At 51.6% G+C, this 20,346-nt stretch carries 20 protein-coding genes; 11 read left to right on the top strand and 9 right to left on the bottom strand.

The annotated features are described in order from the left end of the window. Positions 1-129: 129 nt before the first annotated feature. Positions 130-1,836 carry a hypothetical protein gene (locus tag AC27K1_RS10785; RefSeq protein ID WP_487150481.1) on the top strand — a complete coding sequence of 569 codons (1,707 nt, stop codon included), beginning with the start codon at positions 130-132 and terminating at the stop codon, positions 1,834-1,836. Positions 1,837-1,908: 72 nt separating this feature from the next. On the opposite strand, the gene AC27K1_RS10780 is transcribed toward AC27K1_RS10785, so the two are convergent. The 3 genes from AC27K1_RS10780 to purM form a co-directional block, all read right to left on the bottom strand. After that, entirely contained in the window at positions 1,909-2,637 is a 729-nt protein-coding gene (locus AC27K1_RS10780) for a DUF3108 domain-containing protein (protein WP_487150479.1), read from the bottom strand. Further along, complete coding sequence (gene purN, locus AC27K1_RS10775) at positions 2,634-3,302, bottom strand: phosphoribosylglycinamide formyltransferase (protein WP_487150478.1); 669 nt, start codon at positions 3,300-3,302, stop codon at positions 2,634-2,636. Before purN ends, AC27K1_RS10780 begins: the two co-directional genes overlap by 4 nt. A gap of 74 nt (positions 3,303-3,376) precedes the next feature. Further along, positions 3,377-4,423 (bottom strand): phosphoribosylformylglycinamidine cyclo-ligase, encoded by a 1,047-nt coding sequence (gene purM, locus AC27K1_RS10770; protein ID WP_487150477.1) that lies wholly within the window; start codon positions 4,421-4,423, stop codon positions 3,377-3,379. A gap of 208 nt (positions 4,424-4,631) precedes the next feature. On the opposite strand from purM, the gene AC27K1_RS10765 reads away from it, so the two are divergent. Further along, on the top strand, positions 4,632-6,143 hold the full coding sequence (locus AC27K1_RS10765; RefSeq protein ID WP_487150475.1) for an ankyrin repeat domain-containing protein: 1,512 nt from the start codon (positions 4,632-4,634) through the stop codon (positions 6,141-6,143). Between the two features lie 76 nt (positions 6,144-6,219). Here the strand turns inward: AC27K1_RS10765 and AC27K1_RS10760 are convergent, their stop codons facing one another. Next, on the bottom strand, positions 6,220-6,486 hold the full coding sequence (locus AC27K1_RS10760; RefSeq protein ID WP_487150474.1) for a YihD family protein: 267 nt from the start codon (positions 6,484-6,486) through the stop codon (positions 6,220-6,222). 198 nt (positions 6,487-6,684) lie between these two features. Between AC27K1_RS10760 and grcA the strand changes: the two genes are divergently transcribed. From grcA to AC27K1_RS10735, 5 genes are all read left to right on the top strand, one after another. Further along, positions 6,685-7,068, top strand: a complete 384-nt coding sequence (grcA, locus tag AC27K1_RS10755) for an autonomous glycyl radical cofactor GrcA (protein ID WP_395177699.1) — start codon at positions 6,685-6,687, stop codon at positions 7,066-7,068. Between the two features lie 312 nt (positions 7,069-7,380). Next, positions 7,381-8,505, top strand: coding sequence for a DUF2066 domain-containing protein (locus AC27K1_RS10750; protein ID WP_487150472.1), 1,125 nt, complete (start codon positions 7,381-7,383; stop codon positions 8,503-8,505). A gap of 75 nt (positions 8,506-8,580) precedes the next feature. After that, on the top strand, positions 8,581-9,657 hold the full coding sequence (locus AC27K1_RS10745; RefSeq protein WP_487150471.1) for an AI-2E family transporter: 1,077 nt from the start codon (positions 8,581-8,583) through the stop codon (positions 9,655-9,657). Positions 9,658-9,701: 44 nt separating this feature from the next. Continuing rightward, a complete protein-coding gene (gene hda / locus AC27K1_RS10740; RefSeq protein ID WP_395182893.1) occupies positions 9,702-10,409 on the top strand; it encodes a DnaA regulatory inactivator Hda in 708 nt (235 codons plus the stop codon). A 181-nt stretch (positions 10,410-10,590) separates the two neighbouring features. Beyond that, the gene (locus tag AC27K1_RS10735; RefSeq protein WP_487150468.1) at positions 10,591-12,834 is read left to right on the top strand and encodes a DUF748 domain-containing protein; all 2,244 of its coding nucleotides are present in this window, start codon (positions 10,591-10,593) and stop codon (positions 12,832-12,834) included. A gap of 99 nt (positions 12,835-12,933) precedes the next feature. On the opposite strand, the gene AC27K1_RS10730 is transcribed toward AC27K1_RS10735, so the two are convergent. The 3 genes from AC27K1_RS10730 to arsC are packed head-to-tail and all read right to left on the bottom strand — an operon-like array spanning position 12,934 to position 14,295. Then, a complete protein-coding gene (locus AC27K1_RS10730; RefSeq protein ID WP_487150467.1) occupies positions 12,934-13,341 on the bottom strand; it encodes a DUF2069 domain-containing protein in 408 nt (135 codons plus the stop codon). Then, complete coding sequence (wrbA, locus tag AC27K1_RS10725) at positions 13,334-13,945, bottom strand: NAD(P)H:quinone oxidoreductase (protein WP_487150465.1); 612 nt, start codon at positions 13,943-13,945, stop codon at positions 13,334-13,336. The genes AC27K1_RS10730 and wrbA overlap by 8 nt, the downstream gene beginning before the upstream one ends. Beyond that, the gene (gene arsC, locus AC27K1_RS10720; RefSeq protein ID WP_487150463.1) at positions 13,945-14,295 is read right to left on the bottom strand and encodes an arsenate reductase (glutaredoxin); all 351 of its coding nucleotides are present in this window, start codon (positions 14,293-14,295) and stop codon (positions 13,945-13,947) included. Before arsC ends, wrbA begins: the two co-directional genes overlap by 1 nt. A gap of 69 nt (positions 14,296-14,364) precedes the next feature. Here arsC and AC27K1_RS10715 point away from each other — a divergent pair, with 69 nt between their 5' ends. The 4 genes from AC27K1_RS10715 to AC27K1_RS10700 all read left to right on the top strand — a co-directional run bounded on the left by AC27K1_RS10715 (position 14,365) and on the right by AC27K1_RS10700 (position 17,673). After that, positions 14,365-15,630 (top strand): YihY family inner membrane protein, encoded by a 1,266-nt coding sequence (locus AC27K1_RS10715; RefSeq protein ID WP_487150461.1) that lies wholly within the window; start codon positions 14,365-14,367, stop codon positions 15,628-15,630. Positions 15,631-15,649: 19 nt separating this feature from the next. Next, complete coding sequence (locus AC27K1_RS10710) at positions 15,650-16,099, top strand: TlpA family protein disulfide reductase (protein ID WP_487150459.1); 450 nt, start codon at positions 15,650-15,652, stop codon at positions 16,097-16,099. Positions 16,100-16,116: 17 nt separating this feature from the next. Then, positions 16,117-16,392, top strand: coding sequence for an acylphosphatase (gene yccX / locus AC27K1_RS10705; RefSeq protein WP_487150458.1), 276 nt, complete (start codon positions 16,117-16,119; stop codon positions 16,390-16,392). Between the two features lie 477 nt (positions 16,393-16,869). After that, complete coding sequence (locus AC27K1_RS10700; protein ID WP_487150456.1) at positions 16,870-17,673, top strand: hypothetical protein; 804 nt, start codon at positions 16,870-16,872, stop codon at positions 17,671-17,673. Positions 17,674-17,829: 156 nt separating this feature from the next. On the opposite strand, the gene AC27K1_RS10695 is transcribed toward AC27K1_RS10700, so the two are convergent. Continuing rightward, the gene (locus tag AC27K1_RS10695; protein WP_487150455.1) at positions 17,830-18,414 is read right to left on the bottom strand and encodes a lytic transglycosylase domain-containing protein; all 585 of its coding nucleotides are present in this window, start codon (positions 18,412-18,414) and stop codon (positions 17,830-17,832) included. A gap of 23 nt (positions 18,415-18,437) precedes the next feature. After that, on the bottom strand, positions 18,438-20,156 hold the full coding sequence (locus AC27K1_RS10690; RefSeq protein ID WP_487150453.1) for a proline--tRNA ligase: 1,719 nt from the start codon (positions 20,154-20,156) through the stop codon (positions 18,438-18,440). Between the last annotated feature and the right edge of the window lie 190 nt (positions 20,157-20,346).

Here is a 20,346-nt window from a genome sequence, read left to right as displayed (position 1 = left end):
TGCTGGTTTTGCTGTAGGAAGGTCAGTCGGACAGCGCCGCAGCCTGGTGTTGCACAGCAATCCCGTAGGCGGCAATCCAGTAATTCAGGTACTTCTCCTCGCAATGTCACGCAGATTAATGTCGGTAGTGTGCATGTTTATCCTGGAGCAGGTGGTCGTCAGTATCAAAGCAATGGAGTGAGTACTTCAGGTGGTGGGGCGACGTTCAATGCTGATAATGCAAATGGGCCTCCAGTCGTCTCGCCTGCAGCATTGCTAGCAAGGGAGGATGGGTCGATAGCGATCCTGGCTGATACAAGTGCTTCGGAGTCAGGATTTGACCATTATCATATGGCATCGCCTGCCACTGGTTTGATTGCTGGTACTCATGATGATGAGGGCATGGAGGCCATTAGTGGTGAAGTATCGCGAGCTATTGGGCATTCGTCTGATGATGATCATTTCGAGTCGGCATCCGAAAATGAAGCGCCTTTATCCCCTGCTGGAGTAATAACAGGGACTCACGGCAGCGAAGATGAGGGGGCTGTTGGTAGTAGTGTGATATCAACAGCAGGGCCTCTTGCTGAGGGCGGTGCTGCTGATATAGACGTCGATAATGATGCACGAGCAACGCCAGCGACAGAGATTGCTGGCACGAGTGGCGAGGGGGCTGCTTTCATTGGCAATGTGACAAGGCGTGAGAAGGTAACCGTTACTGCTGAACATGTTCGGAAGTTGCACGCACTTGGTTTTACCAGTAAGACTCTGAACGAGACTGATAGAGGGCTGTTGCAACTCCGAGTGGATCAAGGGTATTGCTACCTGGACCAAATTGTAAGAGGCAACGGCGATCTGGATCGGATGTTGGCTGAGCAGGTGGATGATGTTTGGCAAAAAGAAAAGCGTCGAGTAGAAAGTGGGCAGGGTGTGACAGGGCAGGATGAACCATCGACATTGCTGATGGCGATAAAACAAGCAATAAGGACTGCAGTGGAAGAGGGGGGAGTGACAGGCGATGTCGAGGAGGTGGCGAAGAAAAAAGCGCTTCAATCTGCTACGAAAGAAATCATTACTCAAATCTGTAACTATTTATATTTCCGTGCAGTCAGTGTTGGTCAAGGTTTCACAGATGGTGCTTATATGCTGGTTGATAGTTGTAATGGGGAGCATCTTGAAAAGTTGGCTGCATTTCTACAGCGTGATGGAAATGGCCACTATCCGCGTCGCTCTTCACATTTAGGCAGGGAAACTGATAATAAAAAACATTATGGTTATGATTTGGATGAGGGGGAAATACTTCCAGAGAGTCATAGGCATGTTCTGTTTGTTTATTATGAAGATCATAATCATAAAAAGAAACTGTTTTTAAAGCCGGAACATTGTGGTATTGCAACCTATTACGATTATGTACACCATGCTATTGATTATTGTTTTTCATTGGCAAGGCAAATGAGTTCTTGGGTTTCGGTTGGTGCTGGAAAGGTTGAAAGAAAAGAGCGGGTGAAATACCTATCTGAAGAGATGAGGTCTCTGTTATGGAAATTTATTGATAAATTTAAAGAGCCTATCTGTATTGACGAAAAGGACGAGTTTGGTGAACAGGGCTCATTTGTAGTGGTGTTAAGGGTGCCTACTGAAGAGGAAAGGAAAGAAATCGAGAATGTTAAGGATTTTGGCTTTGAGGAAGTAAGCGTTCAGTTGAATAAAGTTAAATCCCAGTTTTCAAAGGAATATGGCGATAAATCAGTGGAGCTGGAGAAGGTTGAAGCACACTTTCGACCAATTATGGATGAAATAATAAAGAAACGCCCTGATTATAAACATCACATTGCAAACGAGGTGGTTATAGAGATTTAACGGGTGTTTGGAATGGTTGGTCAGGGCGGGATTTTTTGGGTTATATGTTTTTGGTAAATCCCGCCACTGTAGTTACTTTTTGGTCATGGTAACAGGTTCGAGTCTCTTTCCATCAATAGAAGCATTTTTCAGATGGATGACATAATCTTTGTTTTTCTCAACCTGCCGTAGCTTGACCAACATATAGTTCCAGTCTTTAGCCAGCCAGATCCATGTTTGCCGCTTGTTGTTATCGCGCTGCATTTTGAGGCGAACCGTGTTGATTTCACCGAGTGGTGTTTGCAGTATTTCTTCTTTCTCGATCAGAAACTGGTAATCATCCCGCTCATCTTCATTGACGACCTGGTAGTGAAGGTCTTTGCGTCCCTGGCGCATGTCTTCCTGCAGCTGTAGCTGGTAGCTGATTTTATCCAGGTCGCCGGGTTGAATGGCCAGTGCCCACTGGTCATTGTCTTCCCGGCTGTCGGCCTGTTTGCGTTTCCAGTCGAAGTTAACCGACGCCTGTCGGTTCTTGCCCAGTGCGCCTTTGCTCAGTTGGTAACTGATCGGCTGGATGCGGTTGTTCTCATCCAGCTTGAACCGGCTTCGTTCAGAAAAGCTGTAGAACAGCATCTCGGCATTAAAGGTGAGTTGCCAGGTGCCATCGGGCTGTTTGACCAGTTTGCGTTCCGCCGTGCCATCCACGGGTACGTTGCCCATGGTGGCGGAATAGCTGGCTTCAAATGCCTGAGGGGCTTGAGTCGCAGCCATGCCTGTGATGGGGAGAATTGCGAACAGGCTGGCCAGAAGCAGGTGTTTCATGATAATTCCGCTGTTTCTTCAACAGGGTAATCATACCCAGTGGGTGGTAATGCTGCATCATCAAGGAAGGCCTGGTTGTTGATCAGTTTCAGGCGTCCTTCGGCAAACCAGGCGACCGCCTGGGGGTAAATCCGGTATTCCTGGGCATGCACACGCTGTTGCAGGGTGTCTTCGGTGTCGGTGTCAGTAATCTGTACTCTTGCCTGAATAACCGGTGAGCCGCCATCCAGCTCTTCTGTGACAAAGTGAACAGTGACACCATGTTCGGTATCGCCCGCTTCCAGCGCCCGGCGGTGGGTGTGTAAACCTTTGTATTTGGGCAGCAGGGATGGATGGATGTTGAGCATGCGGCCGTGGTAGTGACGGGTAAAGCCTGGCGTCAGAATACGCATGAAACCTGCAAGCACGACCAGTTCCGGATTGTGCTGATCAATCTGCTGCATCAGTGCGGCATCATAGGCTTCCCGGTCGGTGTATTGCTGATGATCCAGCGTAATGGCGGGGATGCCGGCTTCCCGGGCCCGGACCAGGCCATAGGCGTCGTCACGATTACTGACAACAGCGCTGATGCGAATGCCCAGGTCTGTCTGTTGGTCTATCAGGGTTTGCAGGTTGCTGCCATTGCCGGAGACAAGGACAACAACGGATAAAGCGTTACGGGTCATGAGTCGTACACGTGGAAAAGAAGATGTATCAGTGTTATCAAAAGGCCGGCGTGGTGACCGGCCCTGATCCCTTCTTACAAACCGGTCAGTTCGACCTGTTCATCGCCCGCTTCGCAGTTGGCGATAGTTCCGATTTCCCAGGCGGTCTCACCCTGTTCCCAGAGGAAGGTGATGACATCCTGCCTGGCTTCTTCGGGAACGGCGATGATCATGCCGGCGCCGCAGTTGAATGTGCGGTACATTTCCCGCTCATCGACGTTGCCCTGCTCACGCAGCCACTCAAATACGGCAGGCCGCTGCCAGCTTTGAGTATTGATAACGGCTTTGGTTCCCTCAGGCAACACCCGGGGAATATTTTCCAGCAGGCCGCCGCCGGTGATATGGCTGAGGGCATTGACCGGGTGGGCCTTGATCAGGTTCAGCAGTGGCTTGACGTAGATCCGGGTGGGTTCCAGCAGGGCGTCAGCCAGCGGACGACCGTCGACTTCGGCGCCCAGGTCAGCCTGGCTGACTTCGATGATCTTGCGGATCAGGGAGTAGCCGTTGGAATGAGGGCCGCTGGAGGCCAGCGCGATCAGGGCATCGCCCGGGCGCACGGCAGAACCGTCAATAATGCCGGATTTCTCCACAACGCCGGTACAGAAACCGGCGAGGTCGTAATCTTCACCCTCGTACATGCCGGGCATTTCAGCGGTTTCACCACCGACTAACGCACAGCCAGCCTGTTCGCAGCCCTTGCCGATACCGGCAACAACGCTGGCGGCGATATCCACATTCAGGTGGCCGGTCGCATAATAATCGAGGAAAAAGAGGGGTTCTGCGCCACAGACAATCAGGTCGTTGACGCACATGGCGACGAGGTCGATACCGATGGTGTCATGCTTGCCAAGGTCCATGGCGAGGCGGAGTTTGGTGCCGACACCGTCGGTGCCGGAGACCAGCACCGGCTGCTGGTAGCCGACCGGGATTTCGCAGAGGGCGCCGAACCCGCCGAGTCCACCCAACACTTCCGGGCGATGGGTGCGTTTCGCCACATGCTTAATACGTTCTACCAGGGCATTGCCGGCATCAATATCCACGCCGGCGTCTTTGTAACTCAGAGACTGGGAAGACTTGGTCATCAGTGGGCCTGTCTGGTTCATTCGTACAGGTTTGGAAGGCGGCGGTATTGTAGCAACGGTTGCAGGGGTTGGCTATGGATGGCAGGGGTGTTCAGCAGACTTTCGTTCCTGTTATGAACTTGTGTCGTGTTTAAATGCCACACTTGTTTGAGGAGTCCAATAGTGCCGGGTTCGAATTGTAGCGTTAAGCATTGGGATTTTTATAGTTATGGATGTGAGCCCCCGTCGTAAAAAAGGCTTATCTTCGGCTGAAAAAACCGGTATCAGTGATACATCACGTTCATCCGGAGCGGCTTGGGCATTTTATTCTGTCTCTGCACGGCTCAATGAATACAAAATTTTGTATGCCGCCAATACGCATGCTTTATATAAAAAGCATCATGTCGCTACATTTAATGCAAAGTATTCATGGCTAAGTATTCGTTCTGTGCCTGTCAATGTCTATGGACGTCTACCTGAGAAAACACCATCCTCTCGAGATATCAGGCCTGGGGGGATCAGTGAATGCTGTTTTACTGATGATGGTGAAGGTTTTATTTATAGCCAATCGGAAGGAGTGATTGTTTGCTGCGAATGGAATCTTAAAACCAGGTGTTGGAAAACGATTGGAAGCATTTCAAGCAGGAGCCAGTTTGTTGGTGGAGCAGCATTAAATCCTGAGGAAATATATTGTGAGATGCTAAAAGAATCGAATGCTTTTAGCCGAGAGTGCATTCATCGAAATATACGATTGTTTTCTAGAGCTGCCAAACTTGGGTATTTAACATTAGCGCAAGTGTTGTGTGAGGCCGGTGTGCCATATGACAATCCTGACAATACTTCAATGACACCACTTCAATGGGCAGTTTTTTATAATCGCTTTACAATAGCAGCGCTTCTGTTGAGTAAGGGGGCGAACGTTGATGTGGTATCCCAGCTGGGGAAAAGTCTGGTTCACGATGCTGTGAACAATAAGAATCCCGAAATGCTGGAATTATTAATACAGTATTTGGCACCATGCGGTAAAGTAACCGTATTGGGTGAAACGCCTCTTCACTATGCTGTAGAAAGTCAGCAAGTTGATCTTGTTGAACAATTGCTTACGCAAAACATCAACTGCAATCAATGTAGTCGTCGTTACTTTAGAGGAGAGTTTGCGCCTGTCAGCGGTGATTATGGTGCTGCACCATTACACCTTGCTGTTCACTATGGCCGGTACGATATTGCAAAACTGTTGTTAGAGCATGGGGCTGATTCGATGATAACGACATGGGGGAGCAATCAAACAGCACTCATGAAAGTGTTGCTGGAGCAGTCTGTTTGTGAAATCAATGTTTTTGAGTTTGCGCGTTTGCTGTTGACGCATAATGCTGAGCCACTGTTTGTTCCGGATGAGAATACAGTCATGGAAAAAAATCCTCAGCTTTTCATGATGATGAAAGTCGCTGCACAATTATCGAAGGGAGAGCGTCTGGATTATCTGCTGGAAGCGCAGCCGCAAATGCCGGTAAGCGATGACGGCATGCCAGGATTACATCAACCGTGCAGTTTGCATGCTAATGCCGGACAGGGTGTTTGGCGAGCACTTTATGCTGCCAGGAGAGGGGCGGCACTGGGCTTGATTTATGGTGATAGTGAAATAGCGTTGGAGGCCTTAAAAATACCGCGGGCAAAATTGGCTTTTCTGCGCTCTGGCTACTGTCAAACAGCAAAAAAAGAAGACATCCTGTTTAACGTTTAATGATTTTAACCGTGTTCATTGATTATGGCCAAGTGCCGGCATTTAGTGTGAACACTGGCCGGCATATTAAGGTGTTTTATCGGGTAATCCCGCGTGCTTTCAGCAGTGCACTCTTGAAATCATCCTCACAATCTTTCTGGATGCCCGGGATCATGGCGTCCTTCGCCGTTCCGCGCATTTTCAGGTGATAAATCAGCACATCATCGGTCAGGTCTGACAACTGGCCATCAAACCCTGCTTCTTCAGCCAGCTGGGTCAGCATTTGAGCCAGGTTCAGGTTGTTGTGCGCCAGCCAGACGGGCTTGAGCAGTTCAATCAGTTCTTCTATACGGTGGCATTGCATGGGAGGATTCCATCATACGACAACAGCGATGGGCAGTGGTGAAGCGGTCAGAGAAAGATTCACCACCATGAAAACAGTGGATAGTTAAACGCGTAAGAATATCCGTGCAAAACAGTAAATTAAAGGCTTACCTTTTTCAACTTTTGTTGGTAGCATTCAAACCAAGTTGAACCCTAAGCAGTAAAAAGGGGATTTACCATGGCTGTTAAAGGTATCCAGATCACTCAGTCCGCCAACGCTGATCTGCTGAATTCCATCTGGCTTCTGGACGAAGAAGCTGCCACTGCACGCTGCCTGTGCGCCAAGGGCGACGCCTTTGCCCAGGATCAGGAAGTGGCTGTGGCCGAACTGGGCGAGATCGCTTTCCGCGAACTGCCGGTTGAAGGCCAGGCGGTACGTGAAGGTGGCCAGCACCTGAACGTAAACGTACTGTCCCGCGAAATGCTGGAAGATGCCGCCGCTAACCCGGAGAAGTATCCTTCCCTGACCATCCGTGTTTCCGGTTATGCTGTACGCTTCAACTCCCTGACGCCTGAACAGCAGCGCGACGTTATTACCCGTACTTTCACCAGCTCCATGTAAGCTGGTGTCGCATGCCGTCTCAGGCGAGGCGGCATGATGAGACTCTTCCTGCTGTATTTTCCTTCCTTTATATCTTTCATTTACAGGGATAGTGCCTGTACGCATTGATTGATGGCTTTGATTTTAATGTCAGAGCTGTAATGACAATCGGCGCATTCAGATACCTTCATGGCAGAGTGTTGATCTAAAGGTGCCGATGCTTGCAAAAAATCGGTTACCCTATACTCTTCGCAGATTTTGCACCCGATACTCAGACAGCGGTGTCTGTGGTAACGCGGTGTGCTTGGGAAATTCGTTGTTCGGGGACAGGAAATGACCAGACTTTCATGGGGTCTCGGCGTGAGATTATGGGTGACGGCACTCTTGTGTGTCATTGCCGCGCCTGCCCTGCAGGCTGCAGAGATCAAAAATCTGTACCAGGCGCAGGTTCTGGTGCCTGATCAGGGGCGTGAAAGTCGGACGCAGGCATTTTCACAGGCGCTGTCACAGGTGGTTACCAAAGTCACCGGGCAGATTGATGCGCCTGCACGGGAAGGTATCCTCGCTGCCATGCAGAAACCGGAAGCTCTGGTCAGCCGGTATGACTATCGCAAGGTCAGCCCGGCGGAGAGTGATCAGGCAAGTCACCAGCCTGGCTTTTTACTGGATGTCAGTTTTAACCGGGCAGCTGTTAATAAGCTGTTACATGATAACCGGCTGCCGCTGTGGGGGGATAACCGACCTGAAACCCTGATCTGGATCGCGGCGGAAGAGCATAGTGGTCGCCAGATGCTGGGGGAAGAAAATCCTTCAGCGGTTATTGATGCGCTGAAGAACGCATCAGATCAGTGGGGAGTGCCCTTGCTTTACCCCTTGCTGGATGTGGAAGACAGTCTGTCATTGTCCATGGCAGAACTTTGGGGCTTGTTCCCGGGACCCGTTGTGCAGGCCTCTGAACGGTATGGTGTGGCGACTGTCCTGGCCATGCGGGTGTACCCATCAGGTCAGGACAAGGTCAGCGGTCGGGTGATGTTTGCGTTCCGCGGCCAGGTGTTTAATGAAGATATTAATGATGTCACGCTGGATGTATTTACCAGCCGGGCCTTGTCGCTGGTCGCCAGCCGTCTTGCCGCATTTTATGCGATTCTTTCCGATGGTTCGTCAGAGCATCCGTTAAGGCTGCAGGTGAATGCGGTAAATGATGTGCATGATTACGCCGGCCTGTTGCGATACCTTGATAATTTGACGGCGGTGCGAACGGTCATGCCTGTGAGGGTTAAAGGCGATACGTTGACGCTGGACCTGGTGATTGACGGTAGTCCGGAGCAGCTGGATGCCGAGATCAGTCTCGACCGAAGCCTGGCAAGGGCCTACCCTGCGTTGCCTGCGACACCGGTGGATATGCCAGCGGGTGAACTTGTTCGCCGTCCTGACCTCTATTATGTATGGCAAAAGTAATCTGTTGCCCCGTGATCAACGACAGCTCAGCGTGGAAGGCTGGGCTATTTACCCGTCATTAAAGGGATTCACGCTATGAATGCAGAAAGGGATTATACGCAGCGCTGGTTTATTCTTGGCTTTGTCCTGGTGGCCGGTTTCTTTATTTACCTGCTGCAGCCTATTCTGACGCCTTTTCTGGTCAGCCTGGTGCTGGCTTACCTGGCCGATCCGGTGACTGACCGGCTGGAGCGGCTGGGTTTATCCCGAACGCTGGCAGTGACAACGGTTTTTGTTGTGGTCAGCCTGTTGCTCGTGGTGACCCTGCTGATTCTTATTCCCTTGCTCACCAACCAGATCAAGGTGGTGATCTCATTGTTGCCCCATTGGGGGGACTGGCTGCAGCATAACCTGGTGCCTCGCTTATCAGCCTATGTAAACCTTGATCCCGAGCTGTTCAACCTGCGGGAACTCAGTGCCCGGCTAGGCCATGAGTGGCAGCAGGCGGGGGGGATTCTGGCCAGGATAGGACGTTCGTTTTCTGCTTCGAGCATGGCGCTGGCCGGCTTCCTCGCCAACCTGTTTTTGATCCCGGTGGTCAGTTTCTATCTGCTCAGGGACTGGGATCGCATGATGGAAAATATTCGTGCGCTGCTGCCCAGGAATATTGAGCCAACGGCAGTCACTTTGGCCCGTGAGTGTGATGATGTGCTGGGCGCCTTCCTCAAGGGGCAGCTTATGGTCATGTTCATGCTGGGCATTATTTATGGCACGGGTCTGTGGTTGCTTGGATTACAGTTTGCCATCCTGATTGGATTGATTGCCGGTCTGGCCAGTATTGTGCCTTACATGGGCTTTATTGTGGGTATTGGTGTGGCGCTGGTAACGGCGTTCTTCCAGTTTGACAGCTGGTGGCCCATTCTCGGCGTGGTGGTTGTCTTCGGCATTGGCCAGATGATGGAAGGCATGGTGTTGACCCCCTTGCTGGTCGGTGACCGGATCGGTCTGCATCCCGTAGCGGTGATCTTTGCCATTATGGCCGGTGGTCAACTGTTCGGTTTTGTCGGTATTCTCCTGGCGCTCCCGGTGGCGGCCATTGTCATGGTGGTGCTGGTTCATTTGCATCGCAACTATAAGGAGAGTCACCTGTATCATGCCAGCCGCAAGTCGTGATATGGTATGGGCTGCAAAGATGCTGTCATCACAGTCGTTGATATATGAGTCTGCCGTTGCAACTACCACTTGGTGTCCAGTTACGAGATGATGCGACATTCGCCAATTATTACGCCGGTCGTAATGAGGCGTTGGTCAATATGCTGGACGTTGAGCGTTATCCGGCCGGCGTAACGCCTGAGCAGTTTATCTACCTCTACGGATCCCCCGGCGTTGGCTGCAGTCACCTGTTACAGGCTGCCTGCCATCAGGCTGACGCCATGGGCCAGCGCAGTATCTACCTCCCCATGAAAGAGCTGGCGGATTATCCGCCACGGTTGCTGGAAGGCATTGAGTCCCTTCGGCTGGTCTGTATCGATGATATCAGCGCCATTGCCGGTGACCGGGCCTGGGAAGAAGCTTTCTTTCACCTCTTCAACAAGTTACGGGAAAAAGGCCATCGTTTGCTGGTAGCCGCGGAAGTCGCGCCCCGTCAGTTGAATATTTGTCTGCCTGACCTGGTGTCGCGTATGAGCTGGGGCATGGTCTTTCATGTCGAGCCGCTCACTGACCAGGAAAAAGTGATGGCGTTGCGGTTACGTGCGCATCTTCGGGGCATGGATATGTCGGACGAAGTGGCCCGCTACATCCTTCATCGCGGTTCCCGGGACATGCAATACCTGTTTGATGTCCTCGGACGTCTGGATGGTGCAACCCTGCGGGCGAAACGGAAATTAAGCGTACCGTTTGTTAAGCAGGTCATGGGTTGGTAAGGGCGGAACCTGACAGGTAAGTCTGTCTTTACCCTTACCGTCATTCGTGTTCTCTTTCTCGTTGCTTTCAAGTCGAAACTGCCACGATTTTTTCCGAAGTAACTGCAGTTTTGCTTTACCCGCTTTGCGGGTACCATCACACCACTGATTTTCATCATCCAGAATTGACTTAAAAAATACCATGCGCCGAATAATTCGTTTTCTTTTGGGGGGATTCGTTGCTTATCTCCTGTTGGGGTTTGTCATCTTGCCGCCTGCCATTCATGGTATTGCTGCCTGGCTGGCTCCCCGGTTTTTGTCAGCGCCGCTGGAGATTGCTGCCGTTTACTTTAATCCACTGACCCTTAAGGCGACGGTCAGGGGGCTGGTGCTGGGTGATTCGCACAACCCTGTTGCTGGTTTTGAGCAATTCAGTATTAACCTGGCGTGGGATTCCCTGAGTCGTGGTCATTTGCATGTACAGTCCATCACGCTGGAGGCTCCCCAGGTTGACGCCATAATGGACAAGGAAGGGCAGTTGAACCTGTTGAGCTTGCTCAAACCCGTGCCAGGGCAGAATACGGATAAGACTGAGGAAAATAGTGCTGAAGAAGCCAAACCTTTCTCGGTCACGATTGATGACATCAGGATAAAGCAGGGGCAGTTCGCGTTTACCGATAACCAGATGATCGGGCGTGGAGGAAGGCCGTTGTCGGTTTCATTGTCTGGATTCAACCTGGGCATCCAGTCACTGGGCTTGCCGGCATCGCAGGCTGAGCTGACCTTGAAAACGATGATTGATGAAACAGGCTCGCTGGGTATCAATAGCACCATTCAATTACCGCAAGGGAATGTTAATGCCCAGGTGGAGGTGTCGTCTGTGGACCTGACGACATTGCAACCGTTGTTAGATAAGTTGACCTGGCTCCATCTTGATCAGGGCCTGTTATCTGCCAGCCTCTCTGTGGCCCGTGACTATGAAACCGGTGTGATGGCGTCGGGGCAGTTAGGGGTTAAATCGCTGCGTCTTGACGATGTGCGAACTGAAAAACCGGTGGTCAGCTGGAATGCCATGAACCTGGTGGGTATGCATTTCTCTGAAAAGGAGAATCGCTTCAGTATTGGGGAATTGCTGTTGGCAGGTCCGGATGTGCGGGTTGCCATTGATAGGAATATGCAGGTCAATCTTGCCAGGCTGATGGTTGAAGATACTGCCCGGGCGCCTGCAGATCCTGGGGATGAAAAAGCAAGTGCCGGGAGTCAGGCCATGGTTGTGGATATCGGAAAAATCCGGATCGCGGATGGACGGATGGATTTTTCTGATGTTTCATTCAAACCAGGTTTTGCCACAGAGGTGGTGAATCTGCAGGGCGATATCTCGGATATCAGTACCAGCGGCAAGAGTGACGCCACAGTGGCTATTCGTGGTCAGGTTGACCGTTATGCGCCTGTGCAGATTTCCGGACATCTCAATCCCCTGCAACCGGAAGCCAATACGGATATCGGGTTGTCTTTCCATAATGTGGAATTAACAACGCTCACTCCTTATTCAGGCCGGTTTGCCGGTTATGCCATTCGCAAGGGGCGCATGAACCTGGATCTCAATTACCGGATTGAGCAGGGGCAGTTGCAGGCATCGAACAGGCTGGTGCTGGACCAGTTGCAGCTGGGCAATACGGTAGACAGCGATGAGGCGCCTGACCTGCCATTACGTCTTGCCATTGCGCTTCTGAAAGATCGTGATGGCAAGATTGACATCGATATGCCGATCCAGGGGGATCTGGATAATCCGGAATTCGCCTATTGGGGTGCAGTCGGTAAAGCGTTGATGAACATGGTGATCAATATTGCTGCAGCGCCATTTAATGCACTGGCTTCGCTGGTGGGTGGCGACGCCGGGCAGATGGAAAAAGTCGAATTCATGCCGGGGGATAGCTTGTTGTCGCCGGATCAGCAGAAAGTGTTGAGCACGCTGGGCAGTGCCTTGAATGAACGGCCCGGGTTAATGCTGGAAGTGTCTGGCCGCGCTGATCGACTGGCAGACTGGCCGCTGCTGGAATCGCAACAGCTGGAAATGACACTGAAACAGATGTGGCAGGCGCAGCTAATGGCGCGCGGAGAGTCAGCGTTGACGACGCTGGATCAGGTGTTGGTACCGGGTGATGAACGGCCTGCGCTACTCCGGGAGTATGGAGGCCAGCTGGGTATTGCTGACATTGATAGCGTGTCTGAGGATGATCTGCAGGCTCAGGTGTTGACTGCCATGCCTTATGATGAGATGGCAATGCATCAGCTGGCGCAGCAGCGGGCCCGTAGCATCAAGGATTTCCTGGTCGATCAGGCGCAGGTTCCGGCGGAACGGGTTTATTTGTTGAATACCGTCATTGGCGATCAGGCTGATAGTGGCAATAAAGTGGTCAGTTCAATGTCGCTCGGAGCACTTTAGGTGCTGTGAAGGTATTGGCTGCAATGGAACCGGGACAGTGTGAACGTTAAAAAACGTATTTCCCGGTTTCATTGCCATGCCTGATTGATGTCGCGAGTTTTATTGTGTTTCGCCAGCTGTGCTGGTTGCCTCATGCGCTTTCCATTTCAACCCCTGGTAATACCAGCGGACATAGAACATGCTGCTGATAAACAGGATGACGCAGAGTGCTGTTTGCAGCCATCCAGATATATCCTTTCCAAGAAATGCATCCACGACGGCACTGGTAAAATAGAACAGCACCACAAAACAGAGCCAGGCAAACCCGCGAGGCTTCTTGAGTGCGACCGCCGGAATAAAGATCAGCAGTGGACCGATACGCGCCAGCCAGATCAGCAGGGGGGAATCCACGGCTGGTGGATTCAGCCACCAGTGTTCCAGGCTCAGGCTCAAAAGGAGAAGGCTGTAAGAAAAAGCTGCAACCATCCAGGCCTGATGGGCCAGTTTGTCTTTTTGTTGGCTACTCATTGGGTGTCCTGTGCAGTTTGATGGCCAGTGTGGCCAGTCGCTTGCCCTGGGCAATACAGAGTTGCTCCTCGTGAGCTGACAGGGGAAGATTGCTCTCTTTGCCTGCTAAATGGCTGGTACCGTAAGGTGTGCCGCCGGATTGGGTTTCTGTTAAAGCAGGTTCAGTGTAAGGGACACCATGGATAACCATGCCATGATGCAGTAATGGCAACATCATGGCGATCAACGTGCTTTCCTGGCCGCCATGCAGGCTGGATGTCGAGGTAAATACGGTGGCGGGTTTGTCGACCAGTGCGCCGGTGAGCCAGAGGCTGCTGGTACCGTCAAGAAAGTATTTCAGGGGCGCCGCCATGTTACCGAAGCGCGTGGGGCTGCCCATGGCCAGACCGCTGCAGTGACGCAGGTCATCCTCGGAACAATAGACGGCCCCTTCCGCCGGGATGCTGTCCTGCGTCGCTTCGCAGACGGTGGAGACAGGCGGTACGGTTCTCAGCCGTGCTTCTACACCTGCTACCTGTTCAATACCGCTGGCAATACGTTGTGCCATTTTCATCGTGGCGCCATGGCGGCTGTAATAAAGCACCAGTACATAAGGTGATGACATCAGAGAATCTCCAGCACCGCTTCAGGCGGGCGCCCGATGCGGGCATTGTTACCCTTTACGACAATGGGGCGCTGAATCAGCTTTGGCCAGCGAACCATGGCGTCCAGCAGCGCCTCGTCATCCAGGTCGGTGTTTTTGAGGTTGTTGTCCTTGTAGTCCTGTTCACCGGTGCGGAGCAGTTCCCTGACCGGTATGCCGAGCTTGCTGACAATCGCTTTCAGTGTATCCCTGTCTGGCGGCGTTTCCAGATAGAGTACAATGGCAGGGGTAATGTTGTGTTCTTCAAGCAGCTGCAATGTCTGGCGGGATTTGGAACAGCGGGGATTATGATAAATTGTGACGTCATTCATGTCGTGGTCTCCCTCCTTTTCAATATGCGGTATTCTAGCGAGAGAAAGGATTAAGGGGTACAGTCAATCATGTTTGTCAGAATACCCGGGCCGGATGCCTTGAAACGGCTTGCCCTGGATGTGTCGCGTCGCTTTATGGATGATGGTTGCACCAATCATGCGGCAGCACTGACCTATACCACGTTATTTGCCATTGTTCCCATGCTGACGGTCACCTACAGCATGCTGTCCGCGATTCCTTCATTCCAGGGAACCGGGGAACGTATCCAGGAATTCGTATTTGCGTATTTCATGCCTTCCGCCGGGGAGGCGGTGAGTAACTGGCTGTCGGAATTTTCACGACAGGCACGCAACCTGACGGTGCTTGGCATGGCTTTCCTGCTGGTCACGGCGCTGATGATGTTGCGCACCATTGATGTGGCGATCAACCGGATCTTTCGTACGACGGCCCGGCGTCGGCCTGTCACCAGCTTTCTCCTGTATTGGGCGATTCTCACGTTAGGGCCGCTGCTGCTGGGTCTGGGTTTTGTCGCAACCTCTTACCTCACAACCATGAAAATGCTGGCAGAGGCTTATGCGATGATCGGGGCTGAGCGCTGGTTTCTGCGGGTATTGCCGTTCCTGCTGAGTACGGCGGCATTTACTCTGCTGTATATGGCGGTTCCCAATCGGCGGGTCAGGCTGAAATATGCGCTGATTGGCGGTTTGGTCACGGCATTCCTGTTTGAAGTCGCTAAAGGCGGATTCACATTATTCCTGTCGATGTCACCAACCTATGAATTTATTTATGGTGCCTTTGCCGCCGTTCCCATTTTTCTTGTCTGGGTCTACCTGAGTTGGCTCCTGGTACTGTTGGGGGCCGTGATTGTACATAGCCTGGCGTGTGTACAGCCGGTGGGAAATGGGTTGTCCTTACCGCCGGGCCTGGCCATTCTGGCGATTCTTTCTGTGTTTGAGCGGCGTTTTGCCAGGGGTAAATCGACGGGGCTGATCCATGTTCATGCAGACGGTTGGCGCCTTGGGCAGGATACCTGGGATGCCTGTACAGAATGGCTGTTAAAAGAGGGATTGATCTGTACCGCCACCCGGGGAGGAATGATTCTGGCGCAATCGCCGTCGTCTGTTGCAACAGCGGATCTTTTGGAGCGTTTCCCCTGGCCGTTACCCAGTCGCAGTGCATTGGTCAAGATCAGCGATGATCAATGGCCGGCATGGTTTTCACGCTTGCTGGCGCGATTGACGGATGTGCAGCGGGAGCAGGCTGCTATTCTGTCCGGTGATCTGGGCATGTTGTTTCGTGGTGAGGTGCCCGGGGCGGGGTTCGTGAAATCATAATGTTTCAGGCGGGGATACTGTGAATACCAGGTTTAACTATTTGATTCTGTCGGTTTTACTGGTTGTGGCTGGCTGTAGAGACACCGTTCATAGCGACTACCAGGGTAATGCCCTGTTGCTTAAGGATGGAAAGAACCAGTGGGTTGCAGTGAATTACTGGGCAGAATGGTGTGATCCCTGCCGGGAAGAAATACCGGAATTAAACGCCCTCCATGATGCCGAAAACGGTATCCGGGTCTGGGGCGTGGATTTTGATGGTTCCGCCAGTCAGGATGAGCTTGCCAAAAAGGTGGGCAGAATGGCAATCAGTTTTCCGGTGTTAAGTCGGGAGAGTATTGTTGCTTTGGCGCTTAAACAACCGCCAGTTTTGCCCGCCACCTATATTCTTGATGCTGAGGGCAAACTCAGAAAACGACTGGTCGGCCCGCAGACGCGTGAAGGGTTGGAATCGGCCATTGCTGAGCTGTAGTACCGGAGGTGATGAAAATGGCTATGGTGTGTAAATGCGCACTGGTGAGCGGTAAGGTACAGGGGGTCTGGTTTCGGGGCTCCACGCGTGAACAGGCGCGGGCACTGGGTATCACCGGTTATGCGAAAAACCTGCCGGATGGGCGGGTCGAAGTGATGATGTATGGCAGCGGGGAGAGTGTCAGTGTTCTCCTTGATTGGTTGAAGAAGGGGCCGCCGCTGGCTGTTGTTAAATCTCTGGAGGTGTCCTCTGCCCCGGAAGAACAGTCTTTTTCTGATTTTGCAGTGTGTTAATCAGGTCTGAACTATTGGCTTAATGATCTGCTACGAATGCGTTTTTGCAAGAGTACATGATGAACCTTGGGGTGTGATCATAAACCTGGATGCCCACGATCTGCGGTTGTAGATTCGTCGGTATCTGGATCGCGAAACTAAGCTTCCAGTAGGTCGCAGTGTCCGTGAAAATGATTAATCTTGATCGTTTCAGGCCATATGAGTCCCCATTTTTCCAAGTGTTTTTCCATCTGACAGGTGTGCCCATAAAATAGCAGTTTGTGCCTTTGACTCACTTGCTGATTCTGGGTATGCGGAAAGAAATGTGACGCACACCGTGCGAGGCCCCGATAAAATCAATAATCATATTCTGTCCATTTTTATGTTGATGGCAATATTGTTATAAATTTTTTTGGTTTTTTTGTTTATGTTTCATTATCTAAATTCTTTACAGTCTGTGAGATAGTATTTATGGCATCAATTTAAGGAGGTTATATTTTGCAGCAGGTTACGGTTAAACCCGGTGTGGCGGCAAGTCATCTATGTAGCGTACAAGGTGCCGAGGGTGGTGTTAAAGGAACTGTCAGTATTGTAAAACAGCGTTTGCTGTCTGTTTCTGAAACGGTACGAGATCCTTATTTTTCATTTAATTATGTACTTTCAAGTTCACCAATAGCTGTATCCACCTATAGTGGAAGGAAAATTCGGGTTTCTGACTTTGTGAGGGGAGAATTTAATAAATGCACAGGTCTGGATAATATACCATCTGATGACACTGTAATAACTTTCGGAAATTGTTACTGGATCCATATGGGATTTTGTAGTTGGCTTGATAAACATGACATTGCGGATAAGACGGGCTACGTTTTCGAACAGCGGTGTCTTGTTCAGAAATCTGGATGCTCCATACCTGCAAAGAGATGGCAACATGATGTGCGTCATAGTTATGTAGTGGTCACTGGCGGCGATATCCCTAAGACGATAATTGATGGGGCAACAGGAGAATATAGAAGCGATCAACCTACCTTTATAGGATCTATTGACGATCTTGTGTTGTTTTTGCGTAAACTGTTAAAAGATGAAAGCGATTTATTTGTCTTGGGCGAAATGGGTTTAGTCGAAGATGATCCCTTGTTAAGGTATATGGCGGCGGAGGATAAAGAACAGGTCCTGCCGTTATTGGAAGAGGCAACAAAAAGTTTATTTACTTACTGTTACGGAAACGACATGTGGCCGTCTTCAGATGATGAATTAGGTCCGTTGAATATCGCAGGACGGAATATATTCGATACAGAAGGCTAAGCGACAATATTTACTCTGTCACCCATTGCTGTATCAACAGATGTGACACATGATTCATATAGTCATAATGGCTATTTCAGGCAAATTAATCGGTAGTGATGTAATTCAAATCATATAGCTGTATATGCTTTTCATTGTGTGATGGAAGCTTAGGAATCAGTAGATTTGCCAGTATTTTTCCCAGTTCGTGAATACACGCTCCGGATACCAGGTTTTGCCAAGGCTGCCATTGTAACGAGCCAGTGCGCGTGTCAGGTTGCCTTTTTCTTTCTCCAGGTAATAACTGAGAATGGTGCAGCCATAGCGCAGGTTCGTCGCAACCTGGGTGAGGTTGTCATCCTCCCGGCCGATTTCGTTCTTCCAGAAAGGCATCACCTGCATTAATCCCTGGGCGCCCACCCTTGAGATGGCAAACTGGTTGAAAGCGCTTTCCGTTTGAATGACGGCAAGTACTAACTCTGGCTGAAGTCCTGCAAGTGTTGCTTCGGTATGGATCAGGCGAAGCAGGTTGAAACGTTCTTCATCCGATGCGATAAATCGTTCCAGCCGTGAAGACATATCGACCAGCCAGACTTCTGCGTCAAATCGGTCAGCAAAACTATCGGTCTGGTTAATGGTGGCCTGCAGGATATCCCTGAGTTCGTTATCAATAGTGGGAGTCGTCCCTGATGACAGCGCTTTGGGAGCCGCCACCAGGGACAGGGTCAGCAGGAGTGATGTCAGGACGCGCTGTTGTCGCACCGTATCATTGCCTGCCAGTTGAATTAACGCTGGACGCGTTCTTTCATGAGGGTGATCACGTCTTCAATGCGAACGTGCTCAACATCACCACCGCGACGCTGTTTGTATTCCAGGGTGCCGCTTTCCAGGCCGCGATCACTGATGACCAGGCGGTGTGGAATACCGATCAGTTCCATATCCGCGAACTTGACGCCGGGGCTGGCCTTGCGGTCATCCGTCAGTACGTCGAAGCCAGCAGCTGTCAGTTCAGCATACAGTTTGTCTGTCTGCTCACGAACCTGCTCGGATTTCTCAATTTTCAACGGCACCAGGGCAATCTGGAAAGGCGCCAAAGCGTCAGGCCAGATAATCCCGCGATCATCGTTATTCTGCTCAATTGCCGCAGCGACGACGCGAGAAACGCCGATACCATAACAGCCCATGGTCATCACCACGGCCTTGCCGTTTTCGTCGAGCACGGTGGCGTTCATCGATTCGCTGTACTTGTTGCCCAGCTGGAAGATATGACCGACTTCGATACCGCGCTTGATGAACAGTTTGCCCTTGCCGTCAGGGCTGTCATCACCTTCGACGACATTGCGCAGATCCGCTTCACGGGTGTACTGGCAATCGCGTTCCCAGTTAATGCCGAAGTAGTGTTTGCCATCGATGTTGGCGCCGGCGCCGAAATCGCTCATCTGGGCAACGGTACGGTCAACAATGCAGGGAATAGTCATGTTGACCGGCCCCAGGGAACCCGGGCCTGCATTCATTACCGGACGGATCTCGTCTTCGGTTGCGAAGCGCAGCGGAGACGCAACCTCGGGCAGGTGCTCGGCCTTGATCTCGTTCAGTTCATGATCACCACGGACCAGCAGGGCGACGAAGTCAGCTTCGCAGGCTTCAGACGCTGCAACGATCAGGGTCTTGATGGTTTTCTCAATCGGCAGGTCAAACTGGCTGACCAGGTCGGCAATGGTCCTGGCGTCCGGCGTATCAACCAGGTGCATGTCGATAGAAGGTGCTGAGCGGCTGGCAACAGGCGCCATGGCTTCGGCTTTTTCGATGTTGGCGGCATAGTCGCTGCCATTACTGAAGACGATATCGTCTTCACCGGATTCTGCCAGTACGTGGAATTCGTGGGAACCGCTTCCACCGATGGCGCCACTGTCGGCTTCTACCGCGCGGTAGTCCAGGTCGAGGCGGTCAAAGATACGGCTGTAGGTCGCGTACATGTTCTGGTACTCATCCTTCAGGCAGTCGCTGCTGGTGTGGAATGAGTAGGCATCTTTCATCAGGAATTCACGACCGCGCATGACGCCGAAACGGGGGCGGGTTTCGTCACGGAACTTGGTCTGGATCTGGTAGAGGTTCAGCGGCAGTTGTTTGTAGCTGCTGATCTCGTTGCGCACCATGTCGGTGATGACTTCTTCATGGGTCGGGCCAAGCACGAAGTCGCGCTGGTGGCGATCCTTGAAGCGCAGCAGTTCCGGGCCAAACTGGTCCCAGCGGCCGGTCTCCTGCCAGAGTTCGGCATTCTGGACCATGGGCATCAGGACTTCCTGGGCGCCGGAGCGGTCCATCTCTTCCCGAACAATATTTTCAACCTTGCGCAGGACGCGCAGGCCCAGGGGCAGCCAGGTGTACATGCCGGCCGCCAGTTTGCGGATCATACCGGCGCGCAGCATAAGCTGGTGGCTGATAACCACCGCGTCAGCGGGGGTCTCTTTCAGGGTGGGGATCAGATACTGACTGGTACGCATGGATCGTAGAGTTCTTTAATCAGCAAAAACCACAAGTGTACGAGGCCTGTCCGCTTCGGCCAAGCCGCGATTGCCGTATTATGAGAAAAAAACAGGCACCTTGATGGGCAATAACAATAAATGACAGCATTATTGGTTACCCTTCAACGATATAATGATTCCAATACCAGCTTGGCTATCATCACACGGC

The sequence above is a fragment of the Kistimonas ophiarachnellae genome (genome assembly GCF_057552235.1).
The sequence above is the reverse complement of the archived record's forward strand: the minus strand, read 5'-3'. Positions and strand labels throughout refer to the sequence as shown.

Excerpts from the sequence above, each read along its gene's own strand:
- AC27K1_RS10745 (WP_487150471.1), top strand. The coding sequence starts at position 8,581 with ATGAATGCAGAAAGGGATTATACGCAGCGCTGGTTTATTCTTGGCTTT.
- yccX (WP_487150458.1), top strand. The coding sequence starts at position 16,117 with ATGGCTATGGTGTGTAAATGCGCACTGGTGAGCGGTAAGGTACAGGGG.
- AC27K1_RS10750 (WP_487150472.1), top strand. The coding sequence starts at position 7,381 with ATGACCAGACTTTCATGGGGTCTCGGCGTGAGATTATGGGTGACGGCA.
- grcA (WP_395177699.1), top strand. The coding sequence starts at position 6,685 with ATGGCTGTTAAAGGTATCCAGATCACTCAGTCCGCCAACGCTGATCTG.
- AC27K1_RS10730 (WP_487150467.1), bottom strand. The coding sequence starts at position 13,341 with ATGAGTAGCCAACAAAAAGACAAACTGGCCCATCAGGCCTGGATGGTT.
- AC27K1_RS10690 (WP_487150453.1), bottom strand. The coding sequence starts at position 20,156 with ATGCGTACCAGTCAGTATCTGATCCCCACCCTGAAAGAGACCCCCGCT.
- AC27K1_RS10735 (WP_487150468.1), top strand. The coding sequence starts at position 10,591 with ATGCGCCGAATAATTCGTTTTCTTTTGGGGGGATTCGTTGCTTATCTC.
- AC27K1_RS10715 (WP_487150461.1), top strand. The coding sequence starts at position 14,365 with ATGTTTGTCAGAATACCCGGGCCGGATGCCTTGAAACGGCTTGCCCTG.
- AC27K1_RS10765 (WP_487150475.1), top strand. The coding sequence starts at position 4,632 with ATGGATGTGAGCCCCCGTCGTAAAAAAGGCTTATCTTCGGCTGAAAAA.
- hda (WP_395182893.1), top strand. The coding sequence starts at position 9,702 with ATGAGTCTGCCGTTGCAACTACCACTTGGTGTCCAGTTACGAGATGAT.
- purM (WP_487150477.1), bottom strand. The coding sequence starts at position 4,423 with ATGACCAAGTCTTCCCAGTCTCTGAGTTACAAAGACGCCGGCGTGGAT.
- wrbA (WP_487150465.1), bottom strand. The coding sequence starts at position 13,945 with ATGTCATCACCTTATGTACTGGTGCTTTATTACAGCCGCCATGGCGCC.
- arsC (WP_487150463.1), bottom strand. The coding sequence starts at position 14,295 with ATGAATGACGTCACAATTTATCATAATCCCCGCTGTTCCAAATCCCGC.
- purN (WP_487150478.1), bottom strand. The coding sequence starts at position 3,302 with ATGACCCGTAACGCTTTATCCGTTGTTGTCCTTGTCTCCGGCAATGGC.
- AC27K1_RS10780 (WP_487150479.1), bottom strand. The coding sequence starts at position 2,637 with ATGAAACACCTGCTTCTGGCCAGCCTGTTCGCAATTCTCCCCATCACA.
- AC27K1_RS10760 (WP_487150474.1), bottom strand. The coding sequence starts at position 6,486 with ATGCAATGCCACCGTATAGAAGAACTGATTGAACTGCTCAAGCCCGTC.